This is a genomic window from Streptomyces sp. NPDC014889, from assembly GCF_043081205.1.
Taxonomy (GTDB): Bacteria; Actinomycetota; Actinomycetes; order Streptomycetales; family Streptomycetaceae; genus Streptomyces.
This window is the reverse complement of record NZ_JBIBWH010000010.1, coordinates 83,820-98,716: the sequence shown is the minus strand read 5'-3', so window position 1 is coordinate 98,716 and position 14,897 is coordinate 83,820. Positions and strand designations below refer to the sequence as shown.

Sequence of the window (14,897 nt, the reverse complement as noted above, 5' to 3'; positions counted from 1 at the left end):
GCGGTGCAGGCGGGGGAACCACGTCCCATGACACCAAGGGGGTGGAGACGGCGGGTGACATTCCGTCGGCTTCCGCGCCGGCGCAGCAGGTATCCGGGATCCAGCGCCCCAGCGTCAGGCTTCCGACGGAGTTCCAGCTGACGTTCGACAACTGGACGAGCAGTGACAGTGTCGAGCAGGCCATCCTCAACGACACCAAGGAACAACTCCGGGCGGGTTACGCCGCGATCACCGCCAACGAACCGGACGGCGGCGACGCCCTCGCCTTCTACGACACCAAGCCGGGCCTTACACAGGACCGACAGTGGATCAGGACCTACACGAGCCAGGACCTCACCGTCTTCGGTCAACTGCCGGCGCACGACCCCCGGGCCACCCTCATCGGTGACAAGAAGACGCGTGCCGTGGTGACGTACTGCACGGACGAGAGCAAGGCCTACACCAGGAACCGCAGGACGAAAGAGATTCAAGGGAATCCCGCAGGCTCGGACCCGAAGGTCTTCTACAGCGTCACGCTGACCAAGAACGCCGACGGCGTCTGGCAGAACGTCTCCACCCGCGCGAAAAGAGGTGGCTGCTGAGCGCGGCCGCAGATGACGAGGACGGCACAGCTTCCGCCCTCCACTTCGACTCAAGCCTTCGGCGAAGGCGATACCTCAGACCACCTCATCGCCACCCTCCACGAACAGGTCTTCCGCGCTCGCGGCATGGACCGCCCGCTGGGCCCATGTCCTGAGCTGCTCGCGGTCCGTACACGCCAGCACCCGTTCCCGAACAGCCTCCGGCACCGGGACCCCGCGCCACTCAAGGATGCGGAGTGTCATTTCGACGCTCTCCTCGACCCGCCCTTCTTCCCGTACCTGCTCGGCCACCGGGTGCCGGAAGAAGTAATGAATCGCTGTCATCAGGTCCCTCCAGATCTCCTTCGCCTGGGGGTCGGCCAGGCATGAGTCGACGAACTGCACAAAGACCGCCGCGCTCTCGGCGTCGATGGTCCGCAGGGCGGCAGCCAGCGGTTCCAGTATGGCCGCGGCCTGCGGTCCCCGACCATGCGTCATGGCCGAGAGCACGGCAAGCGACACGTCCCGCTCGGCCTCCTTTTCGTCCGCGATCAGCGGAACATTTTCAGGACCGAGTACAAGCGGCCTCACGGTCAGTGAATGCCAGCCCGGCACTCCCAGCCGGATGGGCCGTGCTGCCCAGCGGGCAGTGGCGCTACTCTGCGTGATCACAATGAGTACTGGCTCGCAGCGGTACTTCGCATACAGGTACGCAAGGTAGTACGGCCAGCTGCTGCGCTTGTCCTCGTCCTTCTTCCCCTGCGCCTCGACGACCAGGAGGTACGCCCCCTCGTCTGTTTCCACCCGCATCAGCGTGTCCACACGCCGCTCGACCGGCTCAATCTCCGTCAGGTCCGCGTTCAGCACCGCAAAGTCACGCGGCTCGGGGAACGGAACGCGCAGCACGCGCTGAAAGGCACGCGTCAACAGTGCGGGGTCTTTCTGGAACACCCGGTGCAACGCCTCGTGCGACGAGCTGACCATCAGCTCTCCTTCCTGTCCGACGTGATCAACGAGCTACGCCGCGGCCAGGTCACACCACACGTACTTGCCCCGGTTGCCTTCCCTGGACAGTGGCTGCCAGCCCCACAGGTCGGCGCAGGCCCGGACCAGGGCGAGTCCGCGCCCCTCCTCCAGGCCGACGACCTGCTCCAGCGGTGCCGGCGGCTCGGGCGGTGCGGGATCGGTGTCCCACGCTCCGATACGAAGTACGCCCGCCGACCAACGCACGCGCAGGCCGGCGGGACCCTTGGTGTGCCGTACGGCGTTGGAGACCAACTCCGTTGCCAGCAGCTCGGCCGTGTCTGCGACCCGGAGGAGGCCGTGCATCGTGAGGATCAGACGGAGAGTCCGGCGGGAGATGGTGACCGCACGGGGGTCGTTGGGGATGTACAGGGTGTACTCCCACGGTTCGTTTTCGGGCATGGGTACTCCAGTGACGTGAGGCGGGGTAGGGATGACGCCGCGGTGACGGGCGGTGGCCTTGCCGCAGCCGTCGTGGCAGGACGGAGCGGTGCGCTTCCGGGGCCCCGGGTTGCCGCAGCGTATGCGTCGCGTCACTGAAGGTAGGGGCCAATTTTGGTCCGGCGCAAGCCGTTGCGTAATCTGCCGCTCGAACGAGGCACCGTTGCAGGGCGGTGGCCTCAGGGAGGAAGCCATGCCACGCAGGCAGCAGGCGACTGCACGCCAGGAGCGTCTCGGCGCCGAGCTACGAAAGCTGCGCGAGGCCGCAGGCCTCAACGGACGTGATGCGGCAGCGCTGATCGGAATCGACTCGGCACGAGTGAGTCAGATCGAGGCCGGGATCGCAGGCATCAGCGAGACCCGCCTGCGCCTGGTCGCGGCTCACTATTCCTGCACAGACCAGGAATTGATCGATGCGCTGGTGAACATGGCGACCGACCGAACACGCGGTTGGTGGGAGGAGTACCGGGGTCTCCTGCCCAACTCATTTCTAGACCTGGCCGAGTTGGAGCACCACGCCAGTCATCGATGGGACGTCGACTTCCTGCATGTTCCTGGCCTTCTACAGACAGGAAGCTACGCCCGCGCCCTCTTCTCCTACGTCAACCCAGACTTTCCGGAGGGTGAGGTGGAGCGCCGGGTGGAGCACCGCATGAAGCGGAGGATCATCATTGAGCGCTCCAACCCGATCCGGTACGAGACCGTCGTCCACGAGGCTGCTTTGCGCATCAAGGTCGACGACCCCGCCACAGCCCGTACCCAGCTCCTCCGGATCCTGGAAATCTCAGAGGCCGATCACGTCACCGTGCGGGTCATCCCCTTCGATCTCGACGGCTTCGCCGGAGCAGGCAGCGCCATGGTGTACGCCGGCGGCCAAGTCCCACAGCTGGACACCGTGGTACGCGACGGGCCCCACGGCACCGTGTTCATCGACGCCGAGGCCCAACTCCGACGCTTTCGAACCCTCTTTCGTAGGGTAGAGGCCGTGTCACTGGAACCCACACGTTCGCGTGACTTCATCCACAGGCTGGCGAAGGAGTTGTGAGGCACACCATGACCACGCCCGACACCTGGCAGAAGTCGTCCTACTCCGGCGGGGGCGACGGCAACGCCTGCGTAGAGATCGCCCACCGCCACACCCGCATAGCCGTCCGTGACTCAAAGGCTCCCGCCCGAGCCACCCTCTCCTTCCCAGCCGGGGCCTTCGCCACCTTTCTCGACTCGCTCAAAGCGGCGGCGAAAGAGGAGCTTTGAGCCTGCGGCGGCACCTGAAGAAGCTCCTGCGCGAAACGGCACAGAACGTCGCGTACATGCAATCCCTGGGCGCACCAAACGTTCCGATCGACGTTGATTTCTCGTACTCAACACAGATCCCGTGGCCGTCGCTCCGGAAGTTCGCGCAGTTCGCGTACCTTGCCGAGCAGTACGGCTACCGCTACGCCGGGCTGGATCCGGACCTGCGAGAGTCCGGCACACCCTTCTTCGTCTTCCGGCGCCTGCCGGACGAGCCTGAGCGGGCTGCGCGCACGAGGGAACGGTATCCCGATGCCACCGACGGCGGTCGGCTGCCCGGAATGCGTTCCTGGCCCGTGCCGGTGCTGACGCTGCCGGAGGCACGCAGCGAGGTGAAGCTGCTGCACGCCAGGATCGCCATCGACTACTACGGTGCGATCCGGCGGCAGCCGTTGCGGCCGGTGCTCATCGGAATCCCGCTCGTCGTTCTTCTCGTTCTGCTGGTGAACGGTGAGCTGCACGCCGCAGGACTGCGGATTGCGGCCGGTACGGTCGCGGCTCTGCTGCTCTTGCTGGGTGCTTCCCGGATCTTCATGCATCGGCGCATCGCGGCGTACCGGCGGTTGCTGTCAGAGTGAGAGCGTCTTCGCGATCTCGTCGGCCTGCCGCTCAGCCGGCTCGTCCAGGACCGGTTCCGTCCAGGAGACCAGCATCGTGAGGGCCGTCTCCATGCCGTCCGGGCGAATGCCGTAGAACACCGTGTGGATCACCGGGCGTGGGCCGAAGAAGCCCTTCTTCTCGCCGATGAGGTTCTGCCGGATGCGGACCGCGTCGCCGAGGGGGAGCCGTACCTCGCGGACGTCCGGTTCGCCGAAGTCGTGACCGGACATGTGCTCGACCAGCAGGTCGAGGGTGACCTCGGGGAACGTCTCGTCGGGGTGGATGGCGTCGAGTTCCATGATGGCCGCCACCGTCTCGTGGCCGCTCACGTACCAGCCGAAGGCGGCCAGTGGCTCGCGGGTGTGGCAGTCGGCGGCCGTGTGCTTGAGGCTCCGGGCCAGGCGGCGGGCGTCGCCCTGCTCACCATCCTGCGCGTATCGCTGGGCGAGTTCCTCCCCCTGTTGCTTGGCCCATGAGTCCAGGTCCACACTCCCGGCGCCGGGGAAGGGAACCCAGTCCTCGGAGAACTCCAGGCCGAGGTTCGAGAGGTCGTCCGTCATGTTGTGGGCCACTCCGTCCAGGTGAGCGAGTCGGCGATCGCGTCGAAGAGTCCCGCCATAGCGTCGGCGATCGCCTCAAGTGGTGTGGAGAAGGTCAGCAGAAGGAACGCGGTGGTGCGCGGGACGGGGAGGTGATACTCCACCGAGAGTGAGTTGTGCGTGGACTCGGTGCCCTCCTCGTCGCCGGCTTGCGGCATCAGCCTGCGGATCCGGACGGCGGGACCCGTGCGCAGTTCCTCGATACTCACCGATCCTTCGCCCTCGGCGGCGAAGCGTTGTGCCAAGGCTTCCAGCGGCAGCGGCTCGGGGTGCCGCAGTGGCGCCAGGGTGACCAGCAGCGAGGCGGGAATGGTGAAGGGGCCGACCTCCTGGAGGCTGAGGTACAGCTCGATACCACCGCTGCGGTGTGCCTTGGCAGCGCGCCGCCGCAGGTCTCTGCGGAGGTCCTCCTTCAGGTGCGGCGCGTTGTCGATGCCGCGGAACTGTCGCTCCACGAGCGCGTCGATCGACTTGTTCCGCTGGTCGGGCTCCAGGAGGATCCGGAACCACCCGTCGGGAAGCAGCAGTCGGTAATCGCCCGGAGGGGCGGTCTCCTCGGTCTGGTTCATACGAACTGCTCCGTGGGTGTCTGTTCCGGCGCCGGTCGTTCCAGCCAGAGACGGCTGCGCAGTTGGTGTGCCGCGTAGGGCGCCGCCTGAAGGACGAGGCCGACCGCCCCCGCGAGGATCGCCGCCATTGCCGCCCGGGGGTGTGCGTCCTCGATCCAGAGACCCTGGCCGATGGAGAACCACGATCCGAACGCCATGATGGCCGTGGACGACAGGCCGGCGATGGTGCTGGGAAAACGGGCCAGACCACGCGCCGTCCGGACGGATTCGGGGCGCAGTTGGGGGCCGAGTACAGATTGCTTGGGCCAGAGAGCCTTCCCGCTCAACCTGCGCTCGGAAAAGGACAGTCCGGTGGCTCGGCGCAGCCTGGACCAGCCGTCCGCGCCACTCTCGCCGCCGAACCAGACTTGCCACGGGAGTACGGCTCGCACCTGGTCGTGTGAGCCTCGCAGTTCGACGCCGAGGGGCTGGCCTGTCCGGTCATGCACGAGCACCAGAGAAGTCAGAGCGTGCGGACCGGTGAGCGGAAGCCAGTATTCCCGCCCGCCGAGGTCGCGCAGGACAAGATCTCGGTCCTGTACACGCAACTCGGTGTCCCGGCAAAACCTGACAGTCGCGCCTAGCCCTGCTGCGGGCACGGGCCGGACCCGTTCCCGTACGACGGGAACGCACCGCCGCAGACGGAGCCGGGTCCACGCCCGGAGGGCAAGCCGCGCCACCGGGCCGACGAGGGCGGCGACAGCCAACAGCAGAATGACCCAGGGCTCAGTCGTCTCGAAGAAAAGGATCACCGTGAACAGGGCGAACCAGACTGCTCCGGCCACGGCTCGAACTCCCCAGTACCACAGCGGGAACGCAGTCCCAGGAGCCAGGGACTTGGCCCGACGGCGACTCGAACTGGGTGTCGCGAGGGGGTCGTTCCTGTCCCTGACTATGTGCAGAGGAATGCCCGCGGCCTTGAGTAGGTCAGCCACGCCGGTGCGGTCGAGTAGCTGTTGCCCCTGGACGGTCCGCTTGGGAAGCACCGGCGACTCGGGCAGCCAGCCCTCGATGTCGAAGGAGGCGATCAACGCACCGTCGCTATCCTGCAACTGGATCTCTCCCCACGAGCCGTCGATCGTGGGCCCCATGCGTTCCATGTCGGCACCGGGAAGGTCGAGAAAGACCGCACGCGTGATCCCGCCGGACCCAACCGGAAAGCGCCGCGTACGCGTCCGGGTCTGCAGTACGAGGTCACCGCCGTCTAGGTAAAGCCGTGAGCGGTGGCACATTTCGAGGCCGGGACCGCGGGAAGCCGCAGGTCTGAGCGCCGGCTCGCGGATCACCGCATGACCTTGTGGGAGAGGCCCGTGACCACTTCGTAGGCGCCTTCGGCCCCAGCCAGCATTCCCGTCGCGGTCGCCCCCGTCCAGACGATGGTCTGCCCCGAGAAGTTGCTCACCCCATGGGCGACATCCGGCAACTTCAGAGCCGCAGGTGCGATGCCCTTGAGATCAGAGGCGGCCCTGGCGAGTTCGGGGTCAAGTGTGGTCAGAGAGCGCGGTGCAGTCATCCCGCGGGCTCCTTCCCGCCAAGCCTGCTTCGAGAACGCGTTACCGATCGACTTCACGCCGCCCACGGTATCCCGGTAGATGGCACCTGGGCTGAACCCCTCCCTGAAGTTGCTCCGCGTCGGTAGCTTCCCTTTCGCCATGGCTGCCAGGGCCTTGGCCGCCGCCCCTCCGCGAATCGTTCCCTGGGCACCGTCGTTGGCGAATCTCCACGCCTTGTTCGTCTTCATGCCCGAGGCGATGGCCTGCTTGAACAGGTTGCTGCGGGCCAGGGCCTTGGTCCCGGCCGCCGCTCCCCTGGCACCTGCCATGGCAGCCCGCCCGATGCCGAACGTCGCAAGGCCCACAGCGTCGAGAAATACCGTTTTCAAGCTTCCCTCGCCGCCCAGCCAGAGCACCACGTCGGTGACAAGCGCGACGATGCTGGCCAGCAGCGCCACCGCGTTTGCCACGGCGGCGATGAACTGTCCGATGACGGGGATCCATCCAAGGGCGAGCGCCGCCACACCCGCCCACAAAGCGATGCGCCCCGCCCATTTGGAGATTTCCTTGAGCCAGCCGGCGTTCTCATGTACCCAGTTCTTGAACTTGTCCTTCCAGCCGTCCTTGAGCCCGTCGCCCTCGATGACGTCGTAAATCGCCTCGGCGGCAGCCTTCGCGGCGCGGTCGCGGATCCCCTTCGCGGTCTGGAGGGCCTCCCTCGCCGCCTTCAGGCTGGAAGAGGCCTGCTCCTTTTGGCGGTTGTACTTCTTGGCGTCCGGATCGTCCTTCGGAGTGTCGTCCGGCTGCCCGTCGAGGGAGCGCTGGGCCGAGGTGATGTCACCGTGGGCCTGCTCCGCGTCGGCCAGGGCATCGTCCGCCATCTGCTGGGCCCGACGCAGTTCGGAGGCGTACTCCTTGCTGCACACGTTCTCGCGCACCTGGGTGCCGAGGGCGGTGGCTGCCTCGTCGTAGCGCTTGAAGGCCTTGCGCAGCTTGTCGCCCGCGCCCTCCGCCGAGTCCTTGAACTCGCTGGCGGCCTCGCCTTTCCAGTTATCGACGGAAGCCAGCGCCTTGATCTCGCGGGCCTCCTTCTCGATGGCCTCGGCGGTCTTGCGCAGCTGTCGGCCGAGCCTCGCGACCTCGTAGGGATCACCGGGAATCGGATCGGACGTCTCGTCCAGCACCGACCAGCGGTGAGCGGCGGGCCGACCTGTCACTTCTTCGCCCCCTTCTGCCCTTCTTTGTCGGAATTCCGCAACGCTTCAGCGAGCTCGTGGTCGATCTTCTCGTACGACTCCGCCGCGGTCTTGGTGATGGCGTGCAGCGACGCCAGCTCCTCGGTGAGCTTTCGCCGGTGGATCTTCCAGTTGCCGTCGAACTTCGAGAAGGCGTCGAGGACCCGCTGCGAGCCGATTTCCGCGACGCCCAACCCCTGGGCCGGGTTGCCCCGTTCGGCGAAGGTGTCCCGGATACGCTTCAACGCCCTCGAGCACTCCTTGATCCGGTCGATGTCCGCTTGCTGATCGCTCACGTCAGGGTCACCCCACCTCGTTCTTCGCCACGGATCGGCCATGGACGGCCACGCTGCCCCCGTAGAACATGCCGGTGAAGACGGGTGAGTAGGTCAGCTGGATCTCGACCTGGACCTCGTCGGCGTCGGCGGACACGCAGTGGCTCGCGGCGATGTCGGCGCCCGTCATGCTCATCTCGCGGGCGAAGGCCTTCACGCGGGCGTCGCAGTTCTCGTAGTTGATCGGGGCGGGACCGCCCTCGTCGTTGTAGAGGGCCTCGCGGTCGATGTCCTGGGCGGCGTAGCGGGCCGCCTGTTCCGCGATGTCCGCGGCACGTTCGCGCTTGGAGATGGACAGGCCGCCGTCGATGACGAAGGCGGACAGGGCCAGGAAGACCAGCGCGAAGATGATGACCGCGCCGGCGCCCGAGCCGCGGTCGGACATCCGGGAGCGACGAGCCTGCCACCAGGTCTGTCGGGTATGCCTCACGCCGACCTCCGGAACGGATCCAGCGGCGAACTGAAGCTCGCCGACAGCCTCGTCGGGATGTTCAGGCCCAGCGACGCCAGGCCGCGCACCTGGCAGCTGACCTCGACCGTGAACAGGGTGTCGGGGGCGAAGCCCGCGCTCGTCTGCACCACCGAGACCGGTCCCGAGCAGACGTCGCCCAGGTCCGCCTCCGCGGCCTTGCGCGCCTCGGACATGGCCGTCGCGTGATCCTTCTGGATGGAGCCCGCGCGTGCCGCGTCCCGTGCCGCGCCGTCGACCGCGCCGCGGCCCTCGACGAGTTGGCCGAAGGCCACCAGCACCAGGATGAAAAGAATCATCACCGGGGCGAGGATCACGACCTCCACGGTCGACAGACCGCTGTCGTCGCGGGCGGACGGAAGAGACCTCCACGTTGTGCGGTTCATCTAGTTCCCGCCATCCCGCACGAACCTCTCCACCGGGCCCGTCGACTGCGCGTGCACCGTCAGGTTCAGGCCCGGGAACACCGTCGGGATACGCGCCGAAATCTCCACGCCCACGGTGTTCTGCTCCGGTTGCAGCGTCCTCACGTCCGGTGACAGGACCAGCTGCGGGCCCAGTTGGCGGATGTAGGCATCGACAACATTGCGTGCCTCGCCCCGCCAGGCGCCGGGCTGCTCGTCGGCCGTGGCGCGGGCCTTGCGGGCGCCGGCCTGGGCCGCCGCCTGGGCGACGTGGTCGGCGAAGAAGTACAGCGCGAACTGCACCGTCGCGAAGATCATGAAGAACAGTACGGGGGTGAGCAGCACGAACTCGATCGCGGTCATCCCGCGGTCGCCGCCGGTGGCGGCCGCCTCACGCGCGGCCCGCACCCTGCGGCGCACTACGCGTCGCACCCGTCCGCCCACGTCCGCCAGCATCCCCGTCCACCCCGTTGTGCTTCCTCGTCGTACGCGCCGCGCACCTGCCTCGTACGTGCCTCGCACGTACGTGCCTCGCACGTACGCTCGCCGTACGCGCGGTCAGCAGGTCTTGCCCGCGTCCGCGCCCTTGATGCAGTTGCCCACCTTGTTGGCGCCCTCGCTCAGCGCGGAGTTGATGATGGCGGCCACCACGCCGACGATGGCCACGACGACCGCGGAGATGATGACCCACTCGACCGCGGAGGCACCCCGGTCCAGTTCGCCGGAGCGGGCGCGCTGCACACGGCCGCCCAGGAAGGTGACCAGGAAGTCCACGGCCGGGATCCCGGTGTGGAAGTCTCGTCCGTTCATGACAGTGGTTTCCTCTCGAATTCGGGGCAGTTGGCAGGGATCGGCAGGGGCGGCGCTCACACCTGGAACACCCGCATCGCCGCCGGGTAGATCAGGAACACCAGGAAGCCTGCGCACAGCAGCAACTGGGCCACGAGCATCGACTGGGACTTCTCGCCCGCGCTGCCCTCGATCTCGGCGAGTTCGCGGTGGCGCATGGTCTCGGCGCGCGAGGCGAGCGACTCGCGCACCTTCGCGCCGTCGTCCGCGACCAGGGCCAGGGAGGCCGAAAGGTCCTTCAGCTCCTCGACGCCCAGTTCCTCGCCGAGCTGCCCGAGCGCCTGCCACTGGCTGAGGCCGGTGATCCGGGCGTCGGCGAGGGCGTTGCGGATCCGCTGGTTCGCCCAGCCGTCGGACACCTCGGCCGCCGCCATCAGCGCCTCAGGCAGACCACGGCCGCCGGCCAGGCTCATGGACACCAGGTCCAGATACGCGCCGATGACCCGGCGCAGGTCACGGCGCTTGTCGGCCGCGTCCCTCCGGACCTCCAGATCGGGCAGGAAGAAGAACAGCGCCGCGCACAGCAGCGCCATCCAGACCGGGATGACCGGGCTGCGCCCGAGGCCCATCGTGAAGACCACGGCGAACAGCAGGGGGCCGAAGAACAGCCCCGCCACCGACAGCAGCACCTTCGTCGCCAGGAACCTCTCCCAGCTGCGCTCCAGCACGGCGAGATCGGCCCGCAGCGAGCGCTGCTCCCAGCCCTGCTGGAGGTAGAACTCGGCGATTCGCGCTCCGACTTGGGCGCGGAAGGCACCGAGGCGGCCCGTCTCCTCGCGGGTCTGGGGCCGGGTCTCGTACGCCGCCCCCCGCGCCCGCATCGCGTCGATCCGCGCGACCTGCGCGACCGCGCTCCGCCGGGACGGCATCAGGGCGCGTACGAGGGCGTAGACGCCGAGTCCGAGGACCGCGCCGACCAGGACCGGCATCGTCAGGTTCACCGGCGTACCCCTTCCTCCTGCTGGGCGGGCGTGCGCGGCCGGACGAACTGCACCGCCGCCTCGTCCCGCACCAGGAAGCGCTCGGGCGTCTCGATCGTGGACAGCTTGCGCAGCCACCAGAAGCCGAGCGCGAACAGGCCGCAGACGAGCGCGAGGACGAGCTGGCCGACCGGTGTGCCGTACGGCGACACGAACTCGCGGTTGAAGACGGACAGTCCGAGCACGAAGGCGACGGAAACGGCCACGACGATCTGCACCGACCGGCGGGTCGAAGCCCGTTGGGCCATCACGCGCTGGCGCATGTCGACCTCCTCGCGCGCGGACTTGGCCAGCGCGCCGAGAACCTGGCGCAGACCGGGGCCGCGCAGCCGGGCGTTGAGGATGAGCGCGGCGACGATGATGTCGGCGGAGGCGTCGTCGATCTCGTCGGCGAGCAGCTGCAGCGCGTCGGGCAGCGGTGTGCGGGCGCGCAACCGGTCGACCAAGGCGTCCAGATGGGGACGCAGGACCGGGGCGGCGGCGCGCGCGGAGGCCGGGATGGCCTGCTCCAGGCCGACCGCGCCGGCGATCGTGTCGCGCAGCGACTCCGTCCAGGAAGCCAGAGCTTCCACCCGGCGCATGGCGGCCCGCTCCTCCGCCGCACCGCCGAAGAGCCGGTCCCAGAAGAAGACGAGGACACCGGCCGCCACGCCGGCGACCGCCCACCGGGTGAGCACGAGGACCGCGAGGCCGATGAGAGCGGCGAGGGAGCCGCGCCGCCCGGCGAAACGGAGCAGCTCGCTCGCCCGCCGGCTCGCCCGCTGCTTCTCGTGCTCGGGCTTGGCGGGCAGTCCGCGTACGGCGACGATCAGCAGCGCGAGACCACCGCCGACGGCGACGCCGGAACCCATCGAGTACAGGACCGTGGTGGAGAACAGGCCCCCCATGGAGCCGAGCGGGGCCAGTGCGGTGAGTGTCATGGTCACCCCCAGGATCCGTGGGGCTGGTAACCGTGCGCCATGAGGTCCTCCAGGCAGGCTATGGGCGCGTGCGGCACGACCCGGCCGTCGGGCGTCTCGGCGAACACCTCGCTGGACAGCACGCGGCCGTCGACGCCGTTGACCTCGCGGACCGAGGTCACCGTGCGCTGAAGCCGGCCGCCGGTCTGGAAGTTGTTGCGCCGCTGGACGAAGACGACGAAGTTCACCGCGCCCGCGATCAGCATCTGGCTGGCCTCGATGGGCAGCCGCTCCGTCGCCTGCAACGCGTAGGTGGAGATGCGGTTGAAGACCTCGCTGGAGCTGTTGGCGTGGATCGTGGACAGCGAGCCGTCGTTGCCCTGCGACATCGCGTTCAGCATGGTCACGATCTCGTCGCCGAGCACCTCGCCGACGATGACGCGGGAGGGGTTCATACGGAGCGACCGGCGCACCAGCTCCGCCATGGAAATGGAGCCCTGCCCCTCGGAGTTGGGCAGGCGCTCTTCGAACGCCACGACATTGGGGTGCAGTTCGGGGAAGGTGTCGAGTCCGAGTTCCAGTGCCCGCTCGACCGTGATGAGCCGCTCGTGCGGCGGGATCTCGTTGGCGAGGGCGCGCAGCAGCGTCGTCTTTCCCGCGTTCGTCGCGCCCGCGATCATGATGTTCTTGCGGGCGCGGACCGCGCAGGCCAGGAAGTGCCCCAGCTCCGGCACGAGCGTGCCGTTGCCGACCAGGTCGGAGATGAACACCTTGCCCATCCGGGCCCGGCGGATGGACAGCGCGGGCCGGCGGGCCACGTCCATGACGGCCGACAGCCGCGAACCGTCCGGCAGCCGCAGGTCGAGCTGCGGGTTGGCGGAGTCGAAGGGGCGCGACGACAGACCCGAGTAGGCGCCGAGCACCTGGATGAGCTCGATCAGCTCCTCGTCGGTCTCGGCGACCGGCTCCCCCTTGACCTCGCGCCCGTCGGCGTATCCGACGAACACCTGGTCGCAGCCGTTGATGTCGATGTTCTCGACTTGCGGGTCGTCGAGCAGCGGCTGGAGCCGGCCGACGCCGAACAGCGCCGCGTGCACGGCGGCCGCGTACTGCTCCTCCGTCTCGGCGTCCAGCGGCGTGCGGCCCGCGTTGATCTCGGCGCGGGCGTACTCCTCCAGTATCTGCGCTATGACCGCGCGGGCGTACTGCCGCTCGTCCTCGCCGGACATCGGCGTGACCCCGTTGACCTGGTCGAGCCGGCGCTGCTCGGCGATGCGGTCACCGGCGTCCTGCCGGAACCGCTTGACCAGCTGGTGGTCCACAGCGGTCATCGCCCGGCTCCTGGCCGGCCGTTGATCTGGGACGGGTACGGCTGCCCGCCCTGGGGCGCTTGCTGGGCCTGCGGCGCCTGCTGCCCGTGGTGGGCCTGCTGGACCTGATGGGCCTGCTGCGCCTGTGCGGATACGGCCCAGGCGGCGCCGTACTGCTGATACAGGTCGGCGGTGACCTTGCGGGCCGAGCGGATCAGCAGGGACTTGTCGAGGCGGCCGCGCCTGCGCCCGGCCAGCTGGTCGGCGCCCGCGGGGTCGTCGGCGATGGTGCCGACGACGCGGGCGCCGGTCTGGGCGTGCACCAGCATGTCGTTGACCTGGCCGGAGACCTTGCCCGCGGTGCCCGGCTCGGCGACCAGCACGACGCCGATCACAGGGGTGGCCAGGCTCGCGGCACCGCGCGGACCGCCGTGCAGCTTCGCGGACAGCGCGGCGGCGCGGTCGCGGACGCGGGCGATGGCCTCCGGTTCGGTGCGCGAGATCAGCAGGACGAGCGAGGCGTGCGGGAAGAGTTCCACGGCGGGGGTGTCGCCGCTGATCCGTCCGCAGTCGGCGACGACGTCGGCGGGCGCGTTCGGGGAGTCGGCGAGCGAGGCGAAGGCGCGGCCCAGGGTGGGCCACAGCCCGGCGAGACCGGCGGCCTGCTCGGCGCTGCCGAGTCCGACGAGGACCTCAAGACCGCCGTTCAACGGCTGTACGTGGTCCCAGAGTTGGTCGGGAACGAGTCCGCGGCGCGCGGTCGCGGCGATGGACAGCATGCCGACGTTCGGGTTGAGCGGACCGCCGTGTGCGGCGGCGCTGCGGTAGACGAGGTCGCCACCGGCCGGGTCCGTCTCGGCGAGCAGCACGCGCCGCGGCCAGACGGCGGACAGCGCGACGGCGGCGGTGGTGACGCCGGGCGAACCCTTGTCGGCGGCCAGTGCGATGAGGGCCATGGGTGTGCCGCCGCCCTCAGTTGCCGGGAACGACGACGACGGCGACGGAATTCGCGGACGCGGCCTGGGCCACGGCTGCGGCGTCGGACTGGTCGACGAGGAGGGTGAGCGACAGGTTGCCGGTGGTCACGGCGGCGTCGCTGTGGTCGCTCTTGGAGCTGACACGCGCCTTGTCCACGATGAGGTTGCCGCCACCGGCGGACGAACCCGTGGAGTTATTGCTGGAGTTGGAGCTCGACGCGTTGTCGCCGACGCGGTAGACGGCGACGATGTCACCGTTCTTGATGTCGGCCGGGTACTGGCCCTCCTTGAGGGCGACGCCGACGAAGGCCTTGCCGGCGGGCAGGCTGCTCTTCGCGCCGAACATCTCCCCCATCACGACCGTGCCCGCGAAGATGGTCGTCCTGGCCTTGAGGGTCTTCAGAGTGCCCAGTTGCGCCCACTGGACGTAGTTGATGGAGTCGTCGGCGGCCACCATCACCGAGGTCACATCACTGGAGGTGACGGACGCTCCGGCCGGGATGTCCTGCGTCACCTTGACCACCTCGATGCGGTGCCCGGCCTGCAGCACGAGCATCGTGGCACCCAGGGCTCCCACCAGGATGAGCAGCACGGCCAGGGCGGCCAGGGCCGGTTTGCGCTCGCGAGGCGCCGTGGGAAGCCGGTCACCGGCCGTCGGCTGAGCCGGAGCCGCGGCACGTCCCGCGCCCGCCCCCGTACGCTCCTGGATCTTCACGCAACCGCTCCCCGTACACCCAAGATGTCGTCTGCCAAGCACTTTGCCTGGGCTGCAAACCCGGACACTTCACCAGCGATCCGGGCGATGTCGCGTCTATCCGGCGC

At 68.6% G+C, this 14,897-nt stretch carries 20 protein-coding genes; 4 read left to right on the top strand and 16 right to left on the bottom strand.

Translation table 11 applies throughout. From position 1 onward, the window contains the following. The first annotated feature begins 41 nt into the window (after positions 1-41). The gene (locus ACF09J_RS21225; RefSeq protein WP_392307006.1) at positions 42-581 is read left to right on the top strand and encodes a hypothetical protein; all 540 of its coding nucleotides are present in this window, start codon (positions 42-44) and stop codon (positions 579-581) included. A gap of 75 nt (positions 582-656) precedes the next feature. On the opposite strand, the gene ACF09J_RS21220 is transcribed toward ACF09J_RS21225, so the two are convergent. Both ACF09J_RS21220 and ACF09J_RS21215 read right to left on the bottom strand, forming a co-directional pair. Next, positions 657-1,544 carry a hypothetical protein gene (locus ACF09J_RS21220; RefSeq protein WP_392307005.1) on the bottom strand — a complete coding sequence of 296 codons (888 nt, stop codon included), beginning with the start codon at positions 1,542-1,544 and terminating at the stop codon, positions 657-659. 33 nt (positions 1,545-1,577) lie between these two features. Beyond that, a complete protein-coding gene (locus ACF09J_RS21215; protein WP_392307004.1) occupies positions 1,578-1,985 on the bottom strand; it encodes an ATP-binding protein in 408 nt (135 codons plus the stop codon). Positions 1,986-2,217: 232 nt separating this feature from the next. Here ACF09J_RS21215 and ACF09J_RS21210 point away from each other — a divergent pair, with 232 nt between their 5' ends. From ACF09J_RS21210 to ACF09J_RS21200, 3 genes are read left to right on the top strand one after another with little or no spacing between them, the layout of a single operon-like run. After that, a complete protein-coding gene (locus ACF09J_RS21210) occupies positions 2,218-3,069 on the top strand; it encodes a helix-turn-helix domain-containing protein (protein ID WP_392307003.1) in 852 nt (283 codons plus the stop codon). 8 nt (positions 3,070-3,077) lie between these two features. Beyond that, entirely contained in the window at positions 3,078-3,278 is a 201-nt protein-coding gene (locus ACF09J_RS21205) for a DUF397 domain-containing protein (RefSeq protein WP_392307002.1), read from the top strand. After that, positions 3,275-3,895, top strand: a complete 621-nt coding sequence (locus ACF09J_RS21200) for a hypothetical protein (protein ID WP_392307001.1) — start codon at positions 3,275-3,277, stop codon at positions 3,893-3,895. Before ACF09J_RS21205 ends, ACF09J_RS21200 begins: the two co-directional genes overlap by 4 nt. Here the strand turns inward: ACF09J_RS21200 and ACF09J_RS21195 are convergent. The 14 genes from ACF09J_RS21195 to ACF09J_RS21130 all read right to left on the bottom strand — a co-directional run bounded on the left by ACF09J_RS21195 (position 3,887) and on the right by ACF09J_RS21130 (position 14,790). Then, positions 3,887-4,477 carry a hypothetical protein gene (locus tag ACF09J_RS21195; protein ID WP_392307000.1) on the bottom strand — a complete coding sequence of 197 codons (591 nt, stop codon included), beginning with the start codon at positions 4,475-4,477 and terminating at the stop codon, positions 3,887-3,889. The two genes, ACF09J_RS21200 and ACF09J_RS21195, sit on opposite strands and share 9 nt — an antisense overlap. Then, positions 4,474-5,085, bottom strand: coding sequence for a hypothetical protein (locus tag ACF09J_RS21190; protein WP_392306999.1), 612 nt, complete (start codon positions 5,083-5,085; stop codon positions 4,474-4,476). Before ACF09J_RS21190 ends, ACF09J_RS21195 begins: the two co-directional genes overlap by 4 nt. Continuing rightward, positions 5,082-6,410: a hypothetical protein gene (locus ACF09J_RS21185; protein ID WP_392306998.1), complete on the bottom strand. Its 1,329-nt coding sequence runs from the start codon at positions 6,408-6,410 to the stop codon at positions 5,082-5,084. Before ACF09J_RS21185 ends, ACF09J_RS21190 begins: the two co-directional genes overlap by 4 nt. Beyond that, positions 6,407-7,801, bottom strand: coding sequence for a putative T7SS-secreted protein (locus ACF09J_RS21180; protein ID WP_392306997.1), 1,395 nt, complete (start codon positions 7,799-7,801; stop codon positions 6,407-6,409). Before ACF09J_RS21180 ends, ACF09J_RS21185 begins: the two co-directional genes overlap by 4 nt. Positions 7,802-7,830: 29 nt before the next feature. Continuing rightward, complete coding sequence (locus ACF09J_RS21175; protein WP_392306996.1) at positions 7,831-8,148, bottom strand: hypothetical protein; 318 nt, start codon at positions 8,146-8,148, stop codon at positions 7,831-7,833. A 7-nt stretch (positions 8,149-8,155) separates the two neighbouring features. Beyond that, positions 8,156-8,572, bottom strand: coding sequence for a Tad domain-containing protein (locus tag ACF09J_RS21170; RefSeq protein WP_392307179.1), 417 nt, complete (start codon positions 8,570-8,572; stop codon positions 8,156-8,158). Positions 8,573-8,613: 41 nt separating this feature from the next. After that, a complete protein-coding gene (locus tag ACF09J_RS21165; RefSeq protein WP_392306995.1) occupies positions 8,614-9,042 on the bottom strand; it encodes a TadE/TadG family type IV pilus assembly protein in 429 nt (142 codons plus the stop codon). Continuing rightward, the gene (locus ACF09J_RS21160) at positions 9,043-9,516 is read right to left on the bottom strand and encodes a TadE family protein (protein WP_392306994.1); all 474 of its coding nucleotides are present in this window, start codon (positions 9,514-9,516) and stop codon (positions 9,043-9,045) included. Between the two features lie 102 nt (positions 9,517-9,618). Continuing rightward, positions 9,619-9,870 (bottom strand): hypothetical protein, encoded by a 252-nt coding sequence (locus ACF09J_RS21155; RefSeq protein WP_100569654.1) that lies wholly within the window; start codon positions 9,868-9,870, stop codon positions 9,619-9,621. Positions 9,871-9,926: 56 nt separating this feature from the next. After that, positions 9,927-10,850: a type II secretion system F family protein gene (locus tag ACF09J_RS21150; RefSeq protein WP_392306993.1), complete on the bottom strand. Its 924-nt coding sequence runs from the start codon at positions 10,848-10,850 to the stop codon at positions 9,927-9,929. Then, positions 10,847-11,776 (bottom strand): type II secretion system F family protein, encoded by a 930-nt coding sequence (locus ACF09J_RS21145; protein WP_392307178.1) that lies wholly within the window; start codon positions 11,774-11,776, stop codon positions 10,847-10,849. Before ACF09J_RS21145 ends, ACF09J_RS21150 begins: the two co-directional genes overlap by 4 nt. Before the next feature lie 35 nt (positions 11,777-11,811). Next, complete coding sequence (locus ACF09J_RS21140; RefSeq protein WP_392306992.1) at positions 11,812-13,119, bottom strand: CpaF family protein; 1,308 nt, start codon at positions 13,117-13,119, stop codon at positions 11,812-11,814. Next, a complete protein-coding gene (locus ACF09J_RS21135; RefSeq protein ID WP_392306991.1) occupies positions 13,116-14,054 on the bottom strand; it encodes a hypothetical protein in 939 nt (312 codons plus the stop codon). The genes ACF09J_RS21140 and ACF09J_RS21135 overlap by 4 nt, the downstream gene beginning before the upstream one ends. Positions 14,055-14,070: 16 nt before the next feature. After that, positions 14,071-14,790, bottom strand: coding sequence for a hypothetical protein (locus tag ACF09J_RS21130; protein ID WP_392306990.1), 720 nt, complete (start codon positions 14,788-14,790; stop codon positions 14,071-14,073). Between the last annotated feature and the right edge of the window lie 107 nt (positions 14,791-14,897).